Source organism: Citrobacter sp. Marseille-Q5395, assembly GCF_947057495.1.
GTDB classification, from domain to species: domain Bacteria; phylum Pseudomonadota; class Gammaproteobacteria; order Enterobacterales; family Enterobacteriaceae; genus Citrobacter; species Citrobacter murliniae.
In genome coordinates, this window is record NZ_CAMSEL010000019.1 from 52,319 (window position 1) to 73,361 (window position 21,043).

At 50.4% G+C, this 21,043-nt stretch carries 24 protein-coding genes; 18 read left to right on the forward strand and 6 right to left on the reverse strand.

Going from position 1 to position 21,043, the window contains the following annotated elements; translation table 11 throughout:
- The first annotated feature begins 126 nt into the window (after window positions 1-126).
- From folC to hisP, 10 genes are all read left to right on the forward strand, one after another.
- Window positions 127-1,395: a bifunctional tetrahydrofolate synthase/dihydrofolate synthase gene (gene folC, locus OH663_RS19855; RefSeq protein ID WP_200010216.1), complete on the forward strand. Its 1,269-nt coding sequence runs from the start codon at window positions 127-129 to the stop codon at window positions 1,393-1,395.
- Window positions 1,385-2,059, forward strand: coding sequence for a cell division protein DedD (dedD, locus tag OH663_RS19860; protein WP_200010214.1), 675 nt, complete (start codon window positions 1,385-1,387; stop codon window positions 2,057-2,059). The genes folC and dedD overlap by 11 nt, the downstream gene beginning before the upstream one ends.
- 269 nt (window positions 2,060-2,328) lie before the next feature.
- Complete coding sequence (cvpA, locus tag OH663_RS19865; RefSeq protein WP_045445679.1) at window positions 2,329-2,817, forward strand: colicin V production protein; 489 nt, start codon at window positions 2,329-2,331, stop codon at window positions 2,815-2,817.
- 35 nt (window positions 2,818-2,852) lie between these two features.
- Entirely contained in the window at window positions 2,853-4,370 is a 1,518-nt protein-coding gene (purF, locus tag OH663_RS19870) for an amidophosphoribosyltransferase (protein ID WP_045445676.1), read from the forward strand.
- 95 nt (window positions 4,371-4,465) lie between these two features.
- Complete coding sequence (locus OH663_RS19875) at window positions 4,466-5,035, forward strand: UbiX family flavin prenyltransferase (RefSeq protein WP_045445673.1); 570 nt, start codon at window positions 4,466-4,468, stop codon at window positions 5,033-5,035.
- A gap of 287 nt (window positions 5,036-5,322) precedes the next feature.
- On the forward strand, window positions 5,323-6,105 hold the full coding sequence (gene argT, locus OH663_RS19880; RefSeq protein ID WP_045445670.1) for a lysine/arginine/ornithine ABC transporter substrate-binding protein ArgT: 783 nt from the start codon (window positions 5,323-5,325) through the stop codon (window positions 6,103-6,105).
- A 246-nt stretch (window positions 6,106-6,351) separates the two neighbouring features.
- On the forward strand, window positions 6,352-7,134 hold the full coding sequence (gene hisJ / locus OH663_RS19885) for a histidine ABC transporter substrate-binding protein HisJ (protein ID WP_045445667.1): 783 nt from the start codon (window positions 6,352-6,354) through the stop codon (window positions 7,132-7,134).
- A gap of 187 nt (window positions 7,135-7,321) precedes the next feature.
- Entirely contained in the window at window positions 7,322-8,008 is a 687-nt protein-coding gene (locus OH663_RS19890) for a histidine ABC transporter permease HisQ (RefSeq protein WP_045445664.1), read from the forward strand.
- The gene (gene hisM / locus OH663_RS19895; protein WP_045445661.1) at window positions 8,005-8,712 is read left to right on the forward strand and encodes a histidine ABC transporter permease HisM; all 708 of its coding nucleotides are present in this window, start codon (window positions 8,005-8,007) and stop codon (window positions 8,710-8,712) included. Before OH663_RS19890 ends, hisM begins: the two co-directional genes overlap by 4 nt.
- Window positions 8,713-8,725: 13 nt before the next feature.
- Window positions 8,726-9,499 (forward strand): histidine ABC transporter ATP-binding protein HisP, encoded by a 774-nt coding sequence (gene hisP / locus OH663_RS19900; RefSeq protein WP_003028114.1) that lies wholly within the window; start codon window positions 8,726-8,728, stop codon window positions 9,497-9,499.
- 46 nt (window positions 9,500-9,545) lie between these two features.
- On the opposite strand, the gene OH663_RS19905 is transcribed toward hisP, so the two are convergent.
- The 4 genes from OH663_RS19905 to yfcG form a co-directional block, all read right to left on the reverse strand.
- Entirely contained in the window at window positions 9,546-10,061 is a 516-nt protein-coding gene (locus tag OH663_RS19905) for a GNAT family N-acetyltransferase (RefSeq protein WP_200010375.1), read from the reverse strand.
- 84 nt (window positions 10,062-10,145) lie between these two features.
- Window positions 10,146-11,039 (reverse strand): TIGR01777 family oxidoreductase, encoded by an 894-nt coding sequence (locus tag OH663_RS19910; protein WP_048220979.1) that lies wholly within the window; start codon window positions 11,037-11,039, stop codon window positions 10,146-10,148.
- A gap of 19 nt (window positions 11,040-11,058) precedes the next feature.
- Window positions 11,059-11,421, reverse strand: a complete 363-nt coding sequence (folX, locus tag OH663_RS19915; RefSeq protein WP_045445639.1) for a dihydroneopterin triphosphate 2'-epimerase — start codon at window positions 11,419-11,421, stop codon at window positions 11,059-11,061.
- A gap of 64 nt (window positions 11,422-11,485) precedes the next feature.
- Window positions 11,486-12,112: a GSH-dependent disulfide bond oxidoreductase gene (gene yfcG, locus OH663_RS19920; RefSeq protein WP_045445636.1), complete on the reverse strand. Its 627-nt coding sequence runs from the start codon at window positions 12,110-12,112 to the stop codon at window positions 11,486-11,488.
- A 130-nt stretch (window positions 12,113-12,242) separates the two neighbouring features.
- On the opposite strand from yfcG, the gene yfcF reads away from it, so the two are divergent.
- The 3 genes from yfcF to yfcD are packed head-to-tail and all read left to right on the forward strand — an operon-like array spanning window position 12,243 to window position 14,123.
- The gene (gene yfcF, locus OH663_RS19925; RefSeq protein WP_048220981.1) at window positions 12,243-12,887 is read left to right on the forward strand and encodes a glutathione transferase; all 645 of its coding nucleotides are present in this window, start codon (window positions 12,243-12,245) and stop codon (window positions 12,885-12,887) included.
- A 55-nt stretch (window positions 12,888-12,942) separates the two neighbouring features.
- A complete protein-coding gene (yfcE, locus tag OH663_RS19930) occupies window positions 12,943-13,494 on the forward strand; it encodes a phosphodiesterase (RefSeq protein ID WP_045445630.1) in 552 nt (183 codons plus the stop codon).
- Window positions 13,495-13,550: 56 nt separating this feature from the next.
- Window positions 13,551-14,123: an NUDIX hydrolase YfcD gene (gene yfcD / locus OH663_RS19935; RefSeq protein WP_045445627.1), complete on the forward strand. Its 573-nt coding sequence runs from the start codon at window positions 13,551-13,553 to the stop codon at window positions 14,121-14,123.
- A gap of 4 nt (window positions 14,124-14,127) precedes the next feature.
- Here the strand turns inward: yfcD and OH663_RS19940 are convergent, their stop codons facing one another.
- A complete protein-coding gene (locus OH663_RS19940; RefSeq protein ID WP_045445624.1) occupies window positions 14,128-15,147 on the reverse strand; it encodes a LacI family DNA-binding transcriptional regulator in 1,020 nt (339 codons plus the stop codon).
- A gap of 249 nt (window positions 15,148-15,396) precedes the next feature.
- Here OH663_RS19940 and OH663_RS19945 point away from each other — a divergent pair, with 249 nt between their 5' ends.
- From OH663_RS19945 to OH663_RS19965, 5 genes are all read left to right on the forward strand, one after another.
- Window positions 15,397-15,840, forward strand: coding sequence for a PTS sugar transporter subunit IIA (locus tag OH663_RS19945; protein WP_045445621.1), 444 nt, complete (start codon window positions 15,397-15,399; stop codon window positions 15,838-15,840).
- 77 nt (window positions 15,841-15,917) lie between these two features.
- Complete coding sequence (locus tag OH663_RS19950) at window positions 15,918-16,190, forward strand: PTS sugar transporter subunit IIB (RefSeq protein WP_045445618.1); 273 nt, start codon at window positions 15,918-15,920, stop codon at window positions 16,188-16,190.
- A gap of 72 nt (window positions 16,191-16,262) precedes the next feature.
- Window positions 16,263-17,654, forward strand: a complete 1,392-nt coding sequence (locus OH663_RS19955) for a PTS ascorbate transporter subunit IIC (protein ID WP_048220983.1) — start codon at window positions 16,263-16,265, stop codon at window positions 17,652-17,654.
- Window positions 17,651-18,481: a transketolase gene (locus OH663_RS19960; protein WP_045445611.1), complete on the forward strand. Its 831-nt coding sequence runs from the start codon at window positions 17,651-17,653 to the stop codon at window positions 18,479-18,481. The genes OH663_RS19955 and OH663_RS19960 overlap by 4 nt, the downstream gene beginning before the upstream one ends.
- Window positions 18,474-19,427, forward strand: a complete 954-nt coding sequence (locus OH663_RS19965; protein WP_045445608.1) for a transketolase family protein — start codon at window positions 18,474-18,476, stop codon at window positions 19,425-19,427. Before OH663_RS19960 ends, OH663_RS19965 begins: the two co-directional genes overlap by 8 nt.
- A 38-nt stretch (window positions 19,428-19,465) precedes the next feature.
- Here the strand turns inward: OH663_RS19965 and yfcC are convergent, their stop codons facing one another.
- Entirely contained in the window at window positions 19,466-20,986 is a 1,521-nt protein-coding gene (gene yfcC / locus OH663_RS19970) for a putative basic amino acid antiporter YfcC (RefSeq protein ID WP_045445605.1), read from the reverse strand.
- Window positions 20,987-21,043 lie beyond the last annotated feature (57 nt).

Below are 21,043 nucleotides of genomic sequence, written 5' to 3' on the forward strand. Positions count from 1 at the left end.
CTAGTAAGTGATTCGGGTGAGCGAGTGCAGCCAATATCCCTGCAACTTGAAAGGCGACGAGTATAAAAGGGCAGGGCCGGTCGGCGCTGCCTTTTTCTTTTCTCACCGTAGCGAATTACATAAATCATGGACAATAAACGTATCCCTCAAGCCACGTCGCCCCTGGCGTCGTGGCTTTCTTATCTGGAAAACCTGCACAGTAAAACCATCGATTTGGGCCTTGAGCGTGTCAGCCAGGTTGCGGCGCGGCTGGGTATTCTTAAACCGGCTCCATTCATCTTCACGGTGGCGGGAACCAACGGTAAGGGTACAACCTGCCGCACGCTGGAGTCCGTACTGACGGCAGCCGGATATAAAGTCGGTGTGTACAGCTCTCCCCATCTGGTGCGCTACACAGAACGTGTTCGTGTGCAGGGAAATGAGTTACCGGAAGCGGCCCACACAGCCTCATTTGCTGAGATTGAAGCCGCACGCGGTGACATTTCCCTGACCTATTTTGAATATGGCACGCTGTCGGCGCTGTGGCTGTTCAAACAGGCACAGCTTGATGTGGTGATTCTGGAGGTTGGCCTGGGTGGGCGTCTGGATGCCACGAATATTGTCGATGCTGATGTCGCGGTGGTTACCAGTATTGCGCTCGACCATACTGACTGGCTGGGACCTGATCGTGAAAGTATTGGTCGTGAGAAGGCCGGCATTTTCCGTGCCGAAAAACCGGCTATTGTTGGCGAACCTGAAATGCCTTACACCATTGCAGATGTCGCGCAAGAGACCGGAGCGAATTTGCAACGATATGGCGTGGACTGGCGCTATGCTGTAACGGACAATGACTGGTCCTTTACGGACTGTCACGGTACGCTGGCGCACCTGCCGTTACCACAGGTTCCACAACCAAATGCCGCAACTGCACTGGCTGCCCTGCGGGCAAGTGGACTTAATGTGAGCGAGCAGGCGATTCGTGAAGGTATCGAGTTGGCTATTTTGCCGGGACGCTTCCAGATTGTGAGCGAGTCGCCACGTGTTATTTTTGATGTCGCCCATAATCCTCATGCGGCGGAATATCTGACCGGGCGTCTGAAAAAGTTAGTGAAAAACGGGCGCGTACTGGCGGTTATCGGTATGCTACATGATAAAGATATTGCAGGTACGCTGGCCTGGTTGAAAAGCGTGGTTGACGCCTGGTATTGTGCTCCCCTGGAAGGTCCGCGGGGCGCGACAGCAGAACAACTGCTGGAGCATTTGGGCAAAGGCGAAGCCTATGGCAGCGTTGCTCAGGCATGGCATGCTGCGCTGGCAGATGCAAAACCAGAAGATACCGTGTTGGTGTGTGGATCGTTTCACACTGTCGCACATGTCATGGAAGTGATAGACGTGGGGAGAAGCGGTGGCGAGTAAGTTTCAGAATCGATTAGTTGGCACAATTGTGCTGGTGGCGCTTGGGGTGATTGTGCTTCCCGGGTTGCTTGACGGGCAAAAAAAACATTATCAGGATGAGTTTGCGGCGATCCCTCTGGTGCCTAAACCTGGCGATCGCGATGAGCCAGACATGATGCCTGCGGCAACGCAGGCGCTGCCGACGCAACCGCCAGAAGGCGCGGCAGAAGAGGTGCGTGCAGGTGATGCTGCTGCGCCGTCACTGGATCCGTCACGCCTGACTGCGGCAAACAGTGCGGAGTTTGATCCCATACCTGCGCCTGTCGAACAGCCGAAACCAAAACCGAAGCCGCAACCACAGCCTGTTGCACCTGCACCTGCACCTGCACCTGCGCCAACGCCAACGCCGAAACCGGCAGTTGCGGAGACTCCGGCCCCAACCGGGAAAGCGTACGTCGTGCAACTCGGTGCGCTGAAAAACGCCGATAAGGTCAATGAGATCGTTGGTAAACTTCGGGGAGCTGGCTTCCGGGTATATACTTCCCCGTCAACGCCAGTACAGGGTAAAATAACCCGCATTCTTGTCGGGCCTGACGCCTCCAGAGATAAGCTGAAAAACTCGCTCGGCGAACTGCAAAAGATCTCCGGTTTGAGTGGGGTTGTGATGGGTTACACCCCGAACTAAATCGTGGCGCCAGCGTCGCTATCCTGCACGGGATTGTGCCTGATGGCGGTGTGCAGGCAGGCTTACAGTGTTGCTGTGTTGTGAGCCGGATAAGGTGCTTGCACCGCCATCCGGCAGTGCCCGAAGAGGCAAAAAGTTCGATGGCGTTGAAGATTTTTTCAGCGCCATTTTTATTTACGCGTGGAAAGGAAATCCCTACGCAAACGTTTTCTTTTTCTGTTAGAATGCGCCCCGAACAGGACGACAGGGCGTAAAATCGTGGGACACTTATGGTCTGGATTGATTACGCCATTATCGCGGTGATTGGTTTTTCCTGTCTGGTTAGCCTGATCCGTGGCTTTGTTCGTGAAGCATTATCGTTGGTGACTTGGGGTTGTGCTTTCTTTGTCGCCAGCCATTACTACACTTACCTGTCTGTCTGGTTTACGGGCTTTGAAGACGAACTGGTTCGAAATGGGATTGCTATCGCGATACTGTTTATCGCGACACTTATCGTCGGCGCTATCGTTAATTTTGTGATAGGCCAACTGGTGGAGAAAACAGGCCTGTCGGGTACCGACAGGGTGTTGGGGATCTGCTTTGGTGCTCTGCGAGGAGCGTTGATCGTCGCCGCCATTCTGTTTTTTCTCGATACGTTTACCGGTGTGTCGAAAAGTGAAGACTGGAGCAAGTCACAGTTGATCCCGCAGTTCAGTTTCATCATCAGATGGTTCTTTGACTATCTGCAAAGCTCGTCAAGTTTCTTGCCCAGACCCTAACGGTTCTGAGATGTGGCTTAACGAGGAAAAGACGTATGTGCGGTATTGTCGGTATCGCCGGTGTTATGCCGGTAAACCAGTCGATTTATGACGCGTTAACGGTGCTCCAGCATCGTGGTCAGGATGCCGCTGGCATCATCACCATTGATGCCAACAACTGCTTCCGTTTGCGAAAGGCAAACGGAATGGTGAGCGACATTTTTGAAGCTCGCCATATGCAGCGTTTGCAGGGCAATATGGGCATTGGCCATGTGCGTTACCCAACGGCTGGCAGCTCCAGCGCCTCCGAAGCTCAACCTTTTTACGTCAACTCACCATATGGCATTACGCTTGCCCACAATGGCAACCTGACCAATGCGCATGAGCTGCGTAAAAAGCTGTTTGAAGAAAAGCGTCGCCACATCAACACCACTTCAGATTCTGAAATTCTGCTGAATATTTTCGCCAGCGAGCTGGATAACTTCCGTCACTATCCGCTGGAAGCCGATAATATTTTTGCGGCTATCGCCGCAACTAACCGCCAGATCCGCGGCGCATATGCCTGCGTGGCGATGATTATCGGTCACGGGATGGTCGCTTTCCGCGATCCTAACGGTATTCGCCCACTGGTGCTTGGCAAACGCGATATTGGCGATGGTCGTACCGAATACATGGTTGCCTCCGAAAGCGTGGCGCTGGATACGCTTGGTTTTGAATTCCTGCGTGACGTTGCACCTGGCGAAGCGGTGTATATCACTGAAAAAGGCCAGTTGTTTACCCGTCAGTGTGCGGATAATCCGGTCAGTAATCCGTGTCTGTTCGAATACGTCTACTTTGCGCGTCCCGATTCTTTCATCGACAAAATTTCCGTCTACAGCGCCCGTGTGAATATGGGGACTAAGCTTGGCGAAAAAATTGCCCGCGAGTGGGAAGATCTGGATATTGACGTCGTCATCCCGATTCCGGAAACCTCTTGTGACATCGCGCTGGAAATAGCCCGTATTCTTGGCAAACCGTATCGCCAGGGTTTTGTGAAAAACCGCTATGTGGGGCGCACTTTTATCATGCCGGGTCAGCAGTTGCGCCGTAAATCTGTACGCCGTAAGCTGAATGCTAACCGTGCTGAATTCCGTGATAAGAACGTGTTGCTGGTGGATGATTCTATCGTGCGCGGCACCACCTCAGAACAGATTATCGAGATGGCGCGTGAAGCCGGGGCGAAGAAGGTGTACCTGGCCTCTGCCGCACCGGAAATCCGCTTTCCGAACGTCTACGGTATTGACATGCCAACGGCGACGGAGCTAATTGCTCACGGGCGCGAAGTGGACGAGATCCGCCAGATAATTGGTGCTGACGGTCTTATCTTCCAGGATCTGAACGATCTGATTGAAGCCGTGCGCGCTGAGAACCCGGATATTCAGCAGTTTGAATGCTCGGTGTTTAATGGTGTATATGTCACTAAAGACGTCGACCAGAAGTACCTCGATTTTCTTGATTCCCTGCGTAATGATGACGCCAAAGCAGTACTGCGTCAGAACGAAGCTGAAAACCTCGAGATGCACAACGAAGGTTAATGCTCTACAGCAAGCAAGGGGGAGAAGTCCCCTTGCTTGCAACTCCCCGTAAAATCCTGCAAAGTCAGCCCTGAAACAAGAAAGGGCGGTTAAACATGAAACGACTCATCATAGGGATCAGCGGCGCTAGCGGCGCAATTTATGGCGTGCGCTTGTTGCAGGTGTTGCGTGACGTTGCTGATGTGGAAACCCATCTGGTGATGAGCCAGGCTGCGCGACAGACGCTGGCACTTGAAACGGACCTCTCTGTACGCGACGTGCAGGCATTAGCGAATGTAAATCATGATGCGCGTGATATCGCCGCCAGTATTTCATCCGGCTCGTACCAGACGGCTGGAATGGTTATCCTGCCATGTTCAATTAAAACGCTCTCTGGCATTGTCCACAGCTACACCGATGGGCTGCTTACCCGTGCAGCTGATGTTGTGCTAAAAGAGCGCCGCCCTCTGGTGCTGTGCGTGCGTGAAACACCTCTGCATCTGGGACATCTGCGTCTCATGACGCAGGCGGCGGAAATTGGTGCTGTGATTATGCCGCCCGTACCGGCGTTTTACCATCGCCCTCAGACGCTTGATGACGTGATTAATCAAACGGTTAATCGTGTGTTAGACCAGTTTGATATCTCTCTCCCTCAGGACCTGTTTACCCGCTGGCAGGGGGCATAAGCTGCTCTGTCAGCGTGTAACTCTGTATTCGTTGCCCTGTTTCAGGGCAATTTTGTAACCGCGATCATATCCTCAACATTTAATTCGTTAAAACTCAACGAAACGCTGCGGTTCAACCGTCATACCTGCTATCTTCAAAATCAGGACAATATTGCAACGTTTTATTAACATATTTAACGTCGAATATCCTCATCGACGCGAAAATGGCATAAGACCTGCATGAAAAAGTCTGCAAACACACAACACAACGTAAAACATAATAAAATTACGCCACTTGAGGGTTATGTATGAAGAAGACGGTTCTTGCTTTGTCTTTGCTGGTAGGACTTTCCGCAACTGCGGCCAGCTACGCAGCACTTCCGCAGACAGTTCGTATTGGTACAGATACAACCTACGCCCCTTTTTCCTCTAAAGATGCGAAAGGGGATTTTGTCGGGTTTGATATCGATCTCGGAAATGAGATGTGTAAGCGTATGCAAATCAAATGTACCTGGGTTGCCAGTGACTTTGATGCGCTAATCCCATCGCTGAAAGCGAAAAAAATTGATGCCATCATCTCCTCGCTTTCTATCACCGAGAAACGCCAGCAAGAGATTGCTTTCTCAGACAAACTCTACGCAGCAGACTCACGTCTGATCGCGGCGAAAGGTTCCCCAATCCAGCCGACTCTGGATTCTCTGAAAGGTAAACACGTTGGGGTACTGCAAGGCTCCACCCAGGAAGCCTATGCCAATGACACCTGGCGCAGCAAAGGCGTGGATGTAGTGGCCTACGCGAACCAGGACCTTATCTATTCTGACCTGACAGCAGGGCGCCTCGATGCGGCATTGCAGGATGAAGTTGCTGCCAGCGAAGGCTTCCTGAAACAGCCAGCAGGTAAAGACTATGTGTTTGCTGGTCCTTCGGTAAAAGATAAAAAGTATTTCGGTGACGGAACCGGAATTGGTTTACGCAAAGATGATGTGGAACTGAAAGCTGCTTTTGATAAAGCGTTGGGTGAGCTGCGTCAGGATGGCACCTACGACAAAATGGCGAAAAAGTATTTTAACTTTAATGTCTACGGCGACTGATACGCTGAAACGGGAATTGATTGCACCATAGAGGCTAACCATTACGGTGCATAATAAATCCAGTGCACTGTTTTGGTGCTTTTATCGCTGTCTTAATGAGCATGATTGCATACTTAAGCGCTTTTCATGCAAAAAAATATTGCCGGCAAGGTAGAATGCTTTGCCTTGTCGGCCTGATTAATGGCACGATAACTGCACCTGGTCCTGTAAAGATCCCCTATAAAAGACAGTCTGTTGAGGATAGTTATGAAAAAACTGGTGTTGTCTCTTTCTCTGGTCCTGGCTTTCTCCAGTGCTACCGCAGCATTTGCAGCCATTCCGCAAAAAGTCCGTATCGGTACCGATCCTACTTATGCCCCGTTTGAATCGAAAAATGCGCAGGGTGAACTGGTTGGTTTTGATATTGATTTGGCAAAAGAACTCTGCAAACGCATTAATACACAATGTACCTTCGTGGAAAACCCGTTGGATGCGCTGATCCCTTCGTTAAAAGCGAAGAAAATCGACGCTATCATGTCTTCGCTTTCCATTACTGAAAAACGTCAGCAGGAAATTGCTTTTACCGACAAACTTTATGCAGCGGATTCTCGTCTGGTAGTTGCTAAAGATTCTGATATCCAGCCGACAATCGAGTCGCTGAAAGGCAAGCGTGTCGGTGTTCTGCAGGGCACTACCCAGGAAACATTCGGTAACGAGCACTGGGCGCCAAAAGGCATTGAAATTGTCTCCTATCAGGGGCAGGACAATATCTATTCTGACCTGACTGCCGGACGAATCGACGCCGCGTTCCAGGATGAAGTCGCTGCCAGTGAAGGCTTCCTGAAGCAACCTGTAGGTAAAGATTACAAATTCGGTGGCCCGTCTGTGAAAGATGAGAAACTGTTCGGCGTGGGTACCGGAATGGGGCTGCGCAAAGACGATAACGAACTGCGCGAAGCACTGAATAAAGCATTTGCAGAAATGCGTGCTGACGGTACTTACGAGAAACTGGCGAAAAAGTACTTTGATTTTGATGTTTACGGCGGCTAATCACCGCAGGTGCTGATAAAGCCCGTAGATTGTTGATCGACTTATTGCCTGATGGCGACTGCGCCTTATCAGACCTACGACGAAAGCATGTAGGCCTGATAAGCGAAGCGACATCAGGCATAAAACGTGTCGAGACAACATATCAAAAGAGGCTCATTACTTCACCACACACAACAGGACAGGCAGCATGTTGTATGGCTTTTCAGGTGTTATTTTACAGGGCGCGATTGTTACGCTCGAGCTGGCTCTCAGCTCAGTAGTGCTGGCGGTCCTGATAGGTCTTGTCGGCGCGGGAGCGAAGCTTTCGCAAAGTCGGGCAATGGGGCTAATTTTCGAAGGGTACACGACGTTAATACGTGGAGTACCCGATCTTGTCTTAATGCTGCTCATATTCTACGGGTTGCAGATTGCGCTTAACACCATAACCGACGCAATTGGTATCAGCCAGATTGATATCGATCCGATGGTGGCGGGTATTATCACGCTCGGTTTTATCTACGGGGCCTATTTTACCGAAACCTTTCGCGGTGCGTTTATGGCTGTACCCAGAGGCCATATTGAAGCGGCAACTGCATTCGGTTTTACCAGTTCACAGATATTCCGCCGCATTATGTTTCCGGCGATGATGCGCTATGCATTGCCGGGAATTGGTAATAACTGGCAGGTTATTCTTAAAGCCACGGCACTGGTTTCTCTGCTCGGACTTGAAGACGTGGTGAAAGCCACTCAGCTTGCGGGTAAGAGCACCTGGGAGCCGTTCTACTTTGCCGTGGTGTGCGGCGCTATCTATCTGGTGTTTACCACTGTTTCTAACGGTGTGCTGCTGTACCTTGAGCGCCGCTACTCCGTGGGTGTGAAGAGGGCTGACCTGTGATTGAGATTATTCAGGAGTACTGGAAATCCCTGCTATGGACCGACGGCTATCGCTTCACCGGCGTGGCAATAACGCTGTGGTTGCTGATCTCATCTGTGGTAATGGGGGGCATCCTGGCGCTGTTTTTGGCGATTGGTCGTGTTTCCAGCAATAAGTTTATCCAGTTTCCCATCTGGCTATTTACCTATATTTTTCGTGGAACACCGCTTTACGTTCAGTTGCTGGTGTTTTATTCCGGAATGTACACGCTGGAAATCGTTAAAGGGACAGACTTCCTCAACGCTTTTTTCCGCAGTGGCCTTAATTGTACCGTGCTGGCGCTAACGCTAAACACCTGTGCCTATACCACAGAGATTTTTGCCGGGGCAATCCGTTCGGTACCTCATGGCGAGATTGAAGCCGCGCGTGCCTATGGCTTCTCTTCATTTAAAATGTATCGCTGTATTATTTTGCCTTCAGCATTGCGTATTGCGCTGCCAGCATACAGCAATGAAGTCATTTTAATGTTGCACTCAACGGCGCTGGCATTTACGGCGACGGTGCCGGATTTGTTGAAAATCGCCCGCGATATCAACTCGGCAACTTACCAGCCGTTTACCGCATTCGGTATTGCCGCCGTACTGTATTTGATGATTTCGTATGTCCTGATCAGTCTGTTCCGTAAAGCGGAAAAACGCTGGTTGCAGCATGTCTCCTCTAAATGATTCGAGTAACACGATGTCTGAAAATAAATTAAACGTTATCGATTTACATAAGCACTACGGCGAACATGAAGTGCTGAAAGGGGTATCGCTGCAGGCCAACGCGGGTGATGTTATCAGTATTATTGGCTCGTCAGGTTCCGGTAAAAGTACGTTCCTGCGCTGCATTAACTTTCTCGAAAAACCGAGCGCTGGGTCGATTGTGGTCAGTGGTCAGAATATTGGCCTGGTACGCGACAAAGACGGTCAACTCAAGGTGGCGGATAAAAACCAACTTCGTCTGTTACGTACGCGACTGACTATGGTCTTCCAGCACTTCAACCTGTGGAGCCATATGACGGTGCTGGAAAACGTCATGGAAGCGCCGATTCAGGTGTTAGGTTTAAGCAAACAGGAAGCTCGCGATCGCGCGGTGAAGTATCTGGCCAAAGTCGGTATTGATGAACGCGCCCAGGGTAAATATCCGGTACATCTGTCCGGTGGACAACAGCAGCGTGTATCTATTGCTCGCGCGCTGGCAATGGAGCCGGAAGTGCTGCTATTTGATGAGCCGACTTCAGCCCTTGATCCGGAGTTGGTCGGTGAAGTGCTGCGCATTATGCAGCAACTGGCCGAAGAGGGAAAAACCATGGTGGTCGTCACCCATGAAATGGGATTTGCCCGGCATGTCTCCACGCACGTTATTTTCCTGCATCAGGGGAAAATCGAAGAAGAAGGCGATCCGGAGCAGGTATTCGGCAACCCGCAGAGTCCACGTTTGCAGCAGTTCCTGAAAGGGTCATTGAAGTAGTACTGCTGTACCGTCCAAAATGCCCGGGGGCACCTCACTTCCGGGCTTATAAACCCCGTGCTGGACACTCCAGACGATAGACACAGTCGTCATACCGTATGCCATTCACTTCGTATGCTTGCTCGAGTACCTGGGTGAGTACAAAACCTGTCTTTTCCAAAATGCGTACTGACCCCGTATTCTCGGCTAACACATATGCGTTTATCGCGGTGACTCCTGCCTGCTGAAAGGCGTAATCGCACACAGCACGGACTGCCTCGCTGGCGATACCTTTTCCCTGTGCCTGTGGGACGACGGCGTAGCCGATATCTGCTTCCTGAGGATAAAGATGACTAATTTGTAAGCCAATATCGCCCAACGGCGTATTGTTATTATGTTCACGGATAACGAAGGAATGCTTAGCGGAAAGGCGTCTGGCAAACAGTAAGCGTGTTTCTTTTGCCGTGGAGATGTCAGCCATATAACGCATTATTTCCGGGCTTTCACGCAGCCTGAGGAAAAATGACCAGTCAGAGAGTTGATATGCAGAGAGGATAAGTCGGGGAGTCGTTATTATCGCCATAAAGTCGCTATTAAATGTCGCCATTGAGGTAGTCAGTTTTATAACCTTACCACCACAATAGCGACAGTGAACAGTCAGCAGAGATTATCGAAGGACATCCGCCAGCGCTTCTTCCAAATCATACCAGCGAAATGCAAAACCAGCGGCTTCCAGGCGTTTGGGTAACGCTCGCTGCCCGCCGAGGACCAGCACCGATGATTCCCCCATCAGTAACCGCATGGCCGTCGCAGGGACGCGCACGATAGCAGGTCGGTTCAGGGCATGACCCAGCGCGTGGGCGAACTGCTCGTTACGTACCGGGTATGGTGAAACCATATTGAAGGGGCCGTGCAGATCGTTATCCAGCAGCCAGATAATACCGTTCACCATATCGTCAATATGGATCCAGGCAAGATATTGGCGTCCGTTACCGATAGGACCGCCCAGGCCAAGACGAAATGGTGGAACCATTTTTGCCAGGATCCCGCCAGCAGGAGCCAGCACAACCCCTGTACGTAGCAAACACACGCGTGTTCTGTCGCTTTGCGCACTGCTGGCAATGTTTTCCCATTGAGCGCACAACTTATGGGTAAACTCGTTATGCGGTGGCTCTTCTTCTGTGACGACTACCTCGCCAAGGTCACCGTAATATCCTGCCGCGGAACCCGATATCAATACCGCTGGTGGTGTGTCGCTGGCCCTGATTAGATCGACCAGTTTCTGTGTAATACCCCAGCGGCTCTGGCACAGTCGCTCTTTTTGCTCAGCAGTCCAGCGCTTATCCGCGATAGGTTCACCGGCAAGGTTAATGACAGCTTCAATTCCATTGAGGTTGTGTTGGTCCTCAAGCCCTTTCCAAATCGTGACCCGTGAATCCAGGATCTGGCGGGCCTTATCGGGGGTACGTGTCACTACGGTTATCTGATGCCCCAATTCCAGCAGACGGGGGATCAGATGGCGTCCAATCAGGCCAGTACCGCCAGTAATCAGAATCTGCATGTCGCCTCCCGGGTAACGATTAGCGCTGCCAGCTCAGCGTCATGGAAACGGAGTCGGCATAACGCAATGCGTGAAGTTTATCGATCTCTACTTCAGCATAAGTGACCCAGTGATGTTCGCGTGCGATATCGAGCACATCTTGAGTTAATTTTTCTAATAATGAGAAGCGGTTACTTTCCACATGTTGAATTATGCTCTTGGTGATCGTGCGGTAATTCAACGCATCGTTGATATCTTCACTGGTACGGGCTATGTCTGCCGGATAGTGGATGGCTATGTTGATGACGATATCCTGCCGGTTGAGGATCTCCTCTTCTTTGATGCCAATAAAGGTGCGCAGACGAAGGTTTTTTATACGAATAATAGCGTCAGGTTGTGACATTGCAGGTTTCCTCCATGTATGAACCTCTGCATGATACACGAGAACCTAATCGCGTTACTTCTTCTCACTGAGCAGTTTGCTGCATCGCGCGTTCCGTGGCGGGACGCGTACGGATACGCTCGTACCAGTTATTGACTGCCGGATAAGTATCGAGATCGATACGTTGACGCTGGTGGGCGTTAATCCAGGGCCAGCAAGCAATATCCGCAATACTATAATGATCGCCACCCAGCCAGGGTGAAGTTTCCAGACGCTTATTCATCACGTTATACAATCGGTGGGTCTCAACCTGATATCGTTCAATGGCGTAAGGGATCGTCTGCGGTGCGAAGTGATTAAAGTGGTGATTTTGGCCTAGCATAGGACCTAATCCGCTGACCTGCCAGAAGAGCCACTGTAGCGTGGTATGGCGTTCTCGCAATTCACCACTTAGCAGCTTTCCGCTCTTCTCCGCCAGGTAGAGCAAAATTTCACCAGATTCAAACAGACTGATCGGTCTTCCGCCATCTTCCGGGGCATGATCGACAATTGCAGGAATTTTATTATTTGGCGAAATAGCCAGAAAATCGGGATGAAACTGATTACCTTTGCTGATATCCACATGAATTAAACGGTACTTCAACTGCGCCTCTTCCAGAAACAGCGTGATTTTATGTCCGTTGGGCGTTGGTGTGTAGTAGAGGTCGATCATTTTCAGCGTCCGTTTTGTCACCTGGTCACTACAAGTATAGAACCTGCTGACGAGCGTGAGTTTTCATCAAGTGACAGAGTGAGAAAGACTCTATATTTTGAAAGTAAGCCAATACATCTCTGAGGATATTATGAGCAAACCTGCAATTACGCTGTGGTCAGATGCAAACTTTTTCTCCCCGTACGTGTTGTCCGTATATGTTGCTCTACAAGAGAAAGGGCTGCCTTTTACGCTGAAAACAGTAGATCTCAACCATGGCGAACACTTACAGCCTTCATGGCAAGGGTATGCGCTCACGCGCCGTGTACCGGTTCTCGAGATCGACGGTTTTGAACTGAGTGAATCATCGGCAATTGCCGAGTTTCTTGAAGAGAGCTTCGCGCCGCCGCAATGGGAGCGGATTTACCCTCACGATATCCAGAAACGCGCTCGCGCCCGCCAGGTTCAGGCCTGGATCCGTAGCGATCTCATGCCGATTCGTGAAGAGCGTTCAACGGACGTGGTCTTTGCCGGTGTAAAAAAACCGCCGTTGAGTGAAGCGGGGAAGGCGAGTGCGGAAAAATTGTTTGCCACAGCGGGCAACTTACTGGCCCATGGGAAACAGAATTTATTTGGTGAATGGTGTATTGCAGATTGCGATTTAGCGCTCATGCTTAATCGTCTGGTCCTTAACGGAGATGATGTTCCTGAGCAGTTAGCGGAATATGCAGCGTTCCAGTGGCAGCGTGCATCGGTACAACGTTTTATCGCGCTTTCCGCGAAGCGTTCCTGCTGATCATCGGGGCGTAATCCAGTATCATTGAAAGGTAATTTTCAACGAGGAGTGAGTGATGAAACTGATGTTCGCATCGGACATTCATGGTTCGTTGCCAGCCACGGAGCGCGTACTTGAGAGGTTTACCCAAAGCGGTGCGCAATGGCTGGTGATATTGGGTGATGTTTTAAACCACGGGCCGCGTAATGCGTTGCCGGAAGGCTATGCGCCGGCGCAGGTTGCCGAGCGTTTGAATGAGCAGGCATCGCGTATTATTGCGGTGCGCGGCAACTGTGACAGCGAAGTGGATCAGATGCTCCTGCAATTTCCGATAACTGCGCCGTGGCAGCAAATTCTGACAGATAATCAGCGCCTCTTTTTGACGCACGGACATCTTTTTGGCCCGGAAAATCTTCCGCCCCTGAGTGCCGGAGATGTGCTGGTTTATGGGCATACTCATTTGCCGGTTGCAGAACAGCGTGGGGAGATTTATCACTTTAACCCTGGTTCGGTCAGCATCCCGAAAGGGGGTTTTACGGCAAGCTACGGGATTCTGGATGATAATGTTCTCAGAGTAATGGCACTCAATGATCAAAGTATCATTGCGCAGGTCGAGATTAATCCGTAATTTACCCCACAAACGTAAACGCGCCGTAAGAGCGCTAGAAAAAAGAAGGTTTCCTGATGGTGGAACAGCGTCGTTTGGCAAGTACGGAATGGGTGGATATTGTGAATGAAGACAACGAAGTCATCGCACAATCCAGCCGGGAACAGATGCGGGCGGAACGCTTACGTCATCGTGCAACGTATATCGTTGTGCATGATGGTATGGGTAAAATTTTGGTTCAGCGCCGCACCGAGACAAAAGACTTTTTGCCTGGCATGTTGGATGCCACAGCAGGTGGCGTCGTTCAGGCAGATGAGCAACTTCTCGAATCGGCCCGTCGCGAGGCAGAAGAAGAGTTAGGCATCGCGGGCGTACCGTTTGCCGACCACGGGCAGTTTTATTTTGAAGATAAAAATTGTCGGGTTTGGGGGGCGTTGTTTAGTTGTGTATCTCATGGGCCGTTCGCGTTGCAGGAAGAAGAGGTTAGCGAGGTTTGCTGGCTGACACCGGAAGAAATTACGGCGCGCTGCGACGAATTCACGCCGGATTCACTGAAGGCGCTGGCGTTGTGGATGACCCGCAACGCCAAGAATGAGTCCGCGACTAAGTCGTCAGAGACCCAACAAGAAAAGCAGGAAGAGGCGGAGTAGAACCTCAACAGCTATCTCGCATGCATAAACTGGAGGCGATCTGTTTTTGATCGCTCCAGTTTCCATCCTGAATTCTCGCCAGCAATGCGCGCCCGGCCTCAAGACCAATCTTACGATGTGGTACAGCCATTGTTGTCAGTGGCGGTTGGCAGACTTTGCTCACATCGCTATTGCCGAACCCCACGACAGCAAGATCATCAGGAACTTTAATACGTCGCCGCTGACATTCGTACAATACGCCGCAGGCCAGTTCATCTGACACACAGACCAGCGCGTCCAGTTCCGGCCAGGCGAGAATAAATTCGGGAAGTTGTGACGTTCCGGTAGAAAAAACCGGGGGTAATGCGGCATTAATCACCCGATTTGGTGACATATGATGACGCAACATCGCTTTATACCAGCCTTGTAAATGTTGCTGAAAAATCCACTGCTCCTGATTGGCACATAACAGGCCAATGTTCTGGTAGCCACGCTGTATCAGCATCTCAGTCAGTTCAAACATAGCCGCGACGTTATCAATGCCGATATTCATATCGATGGGGTCGCTACGAATGGCACCGATTTCCATAACCGGAATAGACGCATTTTTCAGCCAGTGCCGCACGGTGTCGTTGTGTTCGACGCTAAGCAATATTGCGGCTGCAATATTTGAGGCAAGCAGTGTTTCCAGTAGTTTTTCTTCCTGCTCAAGACGATTGCGGGACTCTGCCAGCATTATCTGGTATCCGGCTGGCTGTAAAATTTCCTGCAACCCCGCGAACATTTCTGAACAACCTGCCTCAGCCAGATTAGGCACCACCATGGCAATTGTGCGTGATGAAGCTGATGCCAGCGCACTTGCCGCAAGATTAGGCATATACCCGAGCTCATGCACCGCCGCTTCAATTTTTTCTCTGAGTTTATCGGATACCTGTTCAGGGGTGCGTAATGCACGGGAGACGGTCATAGTGCCAACACCAGCAAGCTGAGCAACATCGGCGATGGTCACTTTTCCTGTACTACGCCGTTTTCGAGTTAGAGACATACAAATTCCTGCTTAATTACAACCAGTTGAGCTGTTTTTTTATTGTCATTCTTTGCTTCGCGTAAAGGGCAGTATACGCCTTAAATCATTTTTTTTGCTGTGATTTCACTCAGTAATCGTATTTTGATAGCGCTATCACATAACCGAACGATATCTTTTGATAGCGCTATCTTTGTGACTACGATCGCAGATATGGTTTCAGTGGTTGAATAAAGTTTGTCCATATTGAGCGAATGCTAAGGAGGAAAAGTGCTGAGTACCTGGTTAACGGATAGAACCATTATGCTGTGCGAAAGCGTAGAGGATTGGCCGCAGGCTCTGGAGCTTTGTGCCAGACCCTTGCTGAATGCGGGAGTCATTACGTCTGATTACCTCACTGCCATTGTCGCGCAGCACCATAAGTTAGGCCCTTATTATGTGCTGGCTCCGGGTCTTGCGATGCCCCATGCCAGGCCAGAAGAAGGAGCGAAAGACTTAGGTTTGTCGCTGCTGAAATTAAAGCAAGGTGTTTCATTTGGTGCAGGAGAGTTTGATCCAGTTGATATTATTATTATGCTGGCCGCTCCAGATAAACACAGCCATATTGCCATGATTTCTGCCCTTGCTGAGTTATTTTCAAGTGATAAAGAACTTGCGCAATTACATAGTGCTACAACACGGGAGGAAATTAAAAAAATTATTTCACGCTTCTGATTTAAGTCCAGATTGAATGTTATGAAACATTACGCGTGAGCGTGATGCGGGTGTACTCTACTAAAAAGGTGATAACAATGAAAATCATGGCTATTTGTGGCTCTGGCCTGGGCAGCAGTTTTATGGTTGAAATGAATATTAAAAAAGTCCTCAAAAAACTCAATATTGAGGCGGAAGTCGAACACTCCGATCTCTCCTCCGCCACGCCAGGGGCCGCCGACCTGTTCGTCATGGCTAAAGATATTGCTGCCAGCGCCAGCGTACCAGAAGCACAACTGGTAGTGATTAATAATATTATCGATATCAATGAACTCGAAGCGCAGCTATGCGCATGGTTCGATAAACAATAACTGTATATGTGCGTAATCACTCAGACTGCATTTCGGCAGTTTGACTGCCCATGTGCATAAAGCGAGGTGGATATGTTTATCCTTGAAACGCTAAATTTTGTTGTTGATATACTAAAAGTACCCTCTGTGCTGGTAGGATTAATTGCCTTAATTGGCCTGGTTGCGCAGAAAAAGGCTTTTTCTGATGTTGTTAAAGGTACTATTAAAACTATTCTTGGATTTATTGTGCTTGGTGGTGGGGCTACCGTGTTGGTTGGTTCATTAAATCCATTGGGCGGGATGTTTGAGCACGCTTTTAATATCCAGGGTATTATTCCCAATAACGAAGCGATTGTCTCTATTGCGCTAGAAAAATACGGTGCCTCGACGGCGCTTATTATGGCATTTGGGATGGTAGCCAATATTATTGTCGCCCGTTTTACTCGATTGAAATATATCTTTTTGACCGGGCATCACACCTTTTATATGGCCTGTATGATCGGCGTAATCCTGACTGTGGCAGGATTTGACGGGGCGGGGCTGGTCTTTACGGGATCACTGATTCTCGGGCTGGTCATGGCCTTTTTCCCTGCACTGGCGCAGCGTTATATGCGCCGTATCACAGGCAACGATGAAATTGCTTTCGGTCACTTCGGCACGTTGGGATATGTGCTCTCAGGCTGGATTGGAAGCGTGTGCGGTAAAGGCTCTCGCTCAACAGAAGAGATGAATCTGCCGAAGAATTTAAGCTTCCTGCGTGACAGCTCTATCTCTATTTCTCTGACCATGATGATCATCTACCTGATTATGGCAATTAGCGCCGGGCGGGAATACGTTGAAAGTACCTTCAGTGGTGGGCAGAACTATTTGGTTTACGCCATCATCATGGCAATTACCTTTGCTGCAGGGGTGTTTATCATTCTGCAAGGGGTGCGCCTGATTCTGGCGGAGATCGTGCCGGCCTTTACCGGTTTTTCTGAAAAACTGGTGCCTAATGCCCGCCCTGCACTTGACTGTCCGGTAGTCTATCCCTACGCCCCTAACGCTGTATTAATTGGTTTTCTGTTCAGCTTTCTCGGTGGTCTGGTGGGGCTGTTCTTGCTTGGGCAGATGAAGCTGGTGTTAATTTTGCCGGGCGTGGTGCCACACTTTTTCACTGGGGCAACTGCGGGGGTATTTGGTAACGCCACCGGTGGGCGTCGTGGGGCAATGATTGGTGCTTTTGCTAATGGCCTGCTAATCACTTTCCTGCCCGTACTTCTTCTACCTGTACTGGGTGCAATCGGCTTTGCCAACACGACCTTTTCAGATGCTGACTTTGGTGTGGTAGGCATTGTCCTTGGCAACCTTGCTCGCTATTTGTCCCCTCTCGCTATCACTGGTCTGGTTGTTGCGCTCTTTGCGTTACTGGTTGCCTGGAACGTGTTCGCTAAAAACAGAACGGCAGCGGGTAATGCGCCGGAAAATAATGGAGCCAAATCATGAATGTGAATGAAGTTACACAACTGGCGAAAGAGATCCGCATCGCCACGCTGAAATCGCTGACGCATCTGGGGTTTGGCCATTTCGGCGGCAGTATGTCGGTCGTGGAAACGTTGGCCGTCCTGTATGGTGCAGTGATGAAAATCGACCCCGCCGATCCGGACTGGCCGGAACGTGACTATTTCGTCTTATCCAAAGGTCATGCGGGGCCGGCACTGTACAGTACTCTTGCGATCAAGGGGTATTTCCCGATTGAAGAATTGAGCACGCTGAACCAAAACGGTACTCGTTTGCCCAGCCATCCGGACAGGCTTAAAACGCGTGGTGTAGACGCTACCACTGGCTCGTTAGGACAGGGCATATCTATCGCCGCTGGGATGGCGTTATCCCATAAGCTGGCAAAGCGTCCGAATCGGGTATTTTGCATTGTTGGCGATGGCGAACTGAACGAAGGTCAGTGCTGGGAGGCGTTTCAGTTTATTGCGCACCATAAGCTGAATAACCTGACGGTGTTTGTTGACTGGAATAAACAACAGTTAGATGGCGAACTGGATGACATCATTCGCCCGTTTAGCCTGGAGGACAAATTCACGGCCTTTGGTTTTGAGGCGATCACGGTGAAAGGGGATGATATTGCAGGCCTGCTGACCGCAGTGCAGTCGCGTCTGAATGAAGAGACTCGACCTCGGATTGTTATTCTCGACAGTATCAAAGGACAGGGTGTGCCATATCTGGAACATCTCAGCAATTCCCATCACCTGCGTCTGACGGAAGAAATGAGACAGGCGTTGAATGAAACCGTTCATCATCTGGAGGCCACGCATGATTAAGCTCGCGCCCGCAGGGCAAAAAGATAACGTAGAGATGCGTAAGGTATATGCCGGATTCGTGGCGAAAGAAGTGGCAGCAGGAAGCCCGATTATTGCTCTTGAAGCCGATCTGATGAGTTCGATGGCAATGGACAGTGTGGCGCGGGATTACCCGCAGCACGTTATTAACTGCGGCATCATGGAAGCCAATGTGATTGGTACTGCCGCTGGACTGGCATTAACGGGGCGTAAACCGTTTGTGCACACTTTCACTGCATTTGCCAGCCGTCGTTGTTTCGATCAGCTGTTTATGTCACTGGACTATCAGCGTAATAACGTGAAGGTGATCGCTTCAGATGCCGGGGTTACCGCTTGTCACAACGGAGGTACGCACATGTCCTTTGAAGATATGGGGATTGTGCGCGGCCTGGCGCATTCGGTGGTACTGGAAGTGACGGATGCGGTGATGTTCGACGATATCTTACGCCAGCTTCTGGAGCTTGAGGGCTTCTACTGGGTACGCACAATCCGTAAGCAGGCGTCGAGTATCTACGCGCCAGGATCGACATTTACGATCGGCAAAGGGAATGTTCTGCGCGAAGGCGAAGATGTCACGCTAATAGCCAACGGGATTATGGTTGCAGAAGCGCTGGAAGCCGCACGACAACTGGAACACATAGGGGTAAATGCGGCAGTCATCGATATGTTTACTCTGAAGCCTATCGATAGGATGTTGGTGAAGAACTATGCCGAGAAAACGGGACGAATTGTGACCTGTGAAAACCACAGTATTCATAATGGACTGGGGTCAGCAGTGGCTGAAGTGTTGGTGGAAACGTGCCCGGTACCGATGCGTCGGGTTGGTGTCAAAGAACGTTATGGTCAGGTTGGGACACAGGATTTTTTACAGGAAGAATATGGACTCACCGCCGCGGCGATTGTTGAGGCAGCGAAATCATTAATGTGAAGGAACGCCCCTTGTCATAGGTGACAAGGGGCTTATTTTTAATGATATCCCATTATCTGCGCGCCTATCACCACCACGCTGGACATAATAAACAGCAGCCCCAGCAGCGTTGCTCCCACCTTCAACCAGTTGCGGAAGTCCACCCGGCAAACGCCCAATGTCGCCATAAGTGACGCGGATGTTGGATAGATAATATGGCTGAAACCATCACCAAACTGGAAAGCGAGAACGGTAACCTGGCGGTTTACACCGACTAAATCACCGAGAGGCGCCAATAACGGCATAGTCAGCGCCGCCTGGCCTGAGCCGGAGGTGACAAAGAAGTTAAATACTGCCTGAAATAGCAGCATAAACCATGCAGCGATAGCATTGTCCAGACCGCTGATACCGTTGGCAATACTGTGCAGGAGAGTATTTAACACACTGGCATCCCCCGCCTCTCCATTGCCCACAAGCAGTAAAATACCCTTGGCAAAACCAACCAGCAGGGCAGGGGCAATCATCATCCGCGCACCTTCGGTAAACGACGAGGCCATAATGTTGACCGTCATACCATTGAGCCGGAAGATAACGCCAATAATGCCTATCACCAGACCCATGGTGAAGAACTGGCTGGCGATTTCAGGAATGAACCATGCGTTGACAATCACGCCCCAGACAACCCAAATCATCACGCCGGTAAGTACTAACAATACCAGCCAGTCGCCCAGAGTGAAACGCCGCTCCACGACGTCATCCTGCTGCTCGCGGAAGAAACGATCGGATTCATGAACGCGTGAAAGTAGAGGATTCTTTTTGATGCGTGATGCGTAGGCGAGGGTGAAAGTGAGACCAATCAGGGTCGCAACGACCCATACCACGATACGCAGGCCAGAGCCGGAGAGCACCGGTACACCCGCAATGCCTTGCGCGACAACCACACAGAACGGATTCATCCACGAGCTGGCAAAGCCAATTTGGGTGGCGATGTAGGTAACGAGCACAGTGGTGATACTGTCGTAACCCAGGCGTACCATGAGCGGTGCAATGATAATGGCAAAAGCGACAGCCTCTTCTCCCATGCCAAATACAGCACCACCTAATGAGAAGAGAATAAACAGCACCGGGATAAACAAGACCTCGTTACCCCGCGTATGACGGATAAGCGCCAGGATGCCGTTATCAATGGTTCCTGTACGCATAACAATGCCAAATGCGCCGCCAATTACCAGCATAAACATAATGATGCCAACGGCAGTGCCAAATTTTGAGCCGGAGGTTAAACCTTCAAACGGAAAGTTCATCAGTCCGGGACTTTCATCGCCGGTGGTGAAAAACTTAACCCGATGGTACTGCTCTTCACCCGCATCGTTGGTCAGTATACGAAACGAGTGGGGATCGACCACTTTCCGGGTTTTGGTCTGCCCATCAACCTGGTACTGCACCTCCTGGCTGTCGAACATGCCGACGGGTACAACCCAGGTCGCCAGGCTGGTTAAAATGGCAACGAAAAATATGATCACCAGCGTATCGGGCATTGCCCATTTCTTAGCGGGTTGTGATTCTGTTACTGCAGACATGAAGAGCTATCCCTGTTGCAAAGCAAAGAGGCTAAGTATGCAAACAGGAGAATAGTT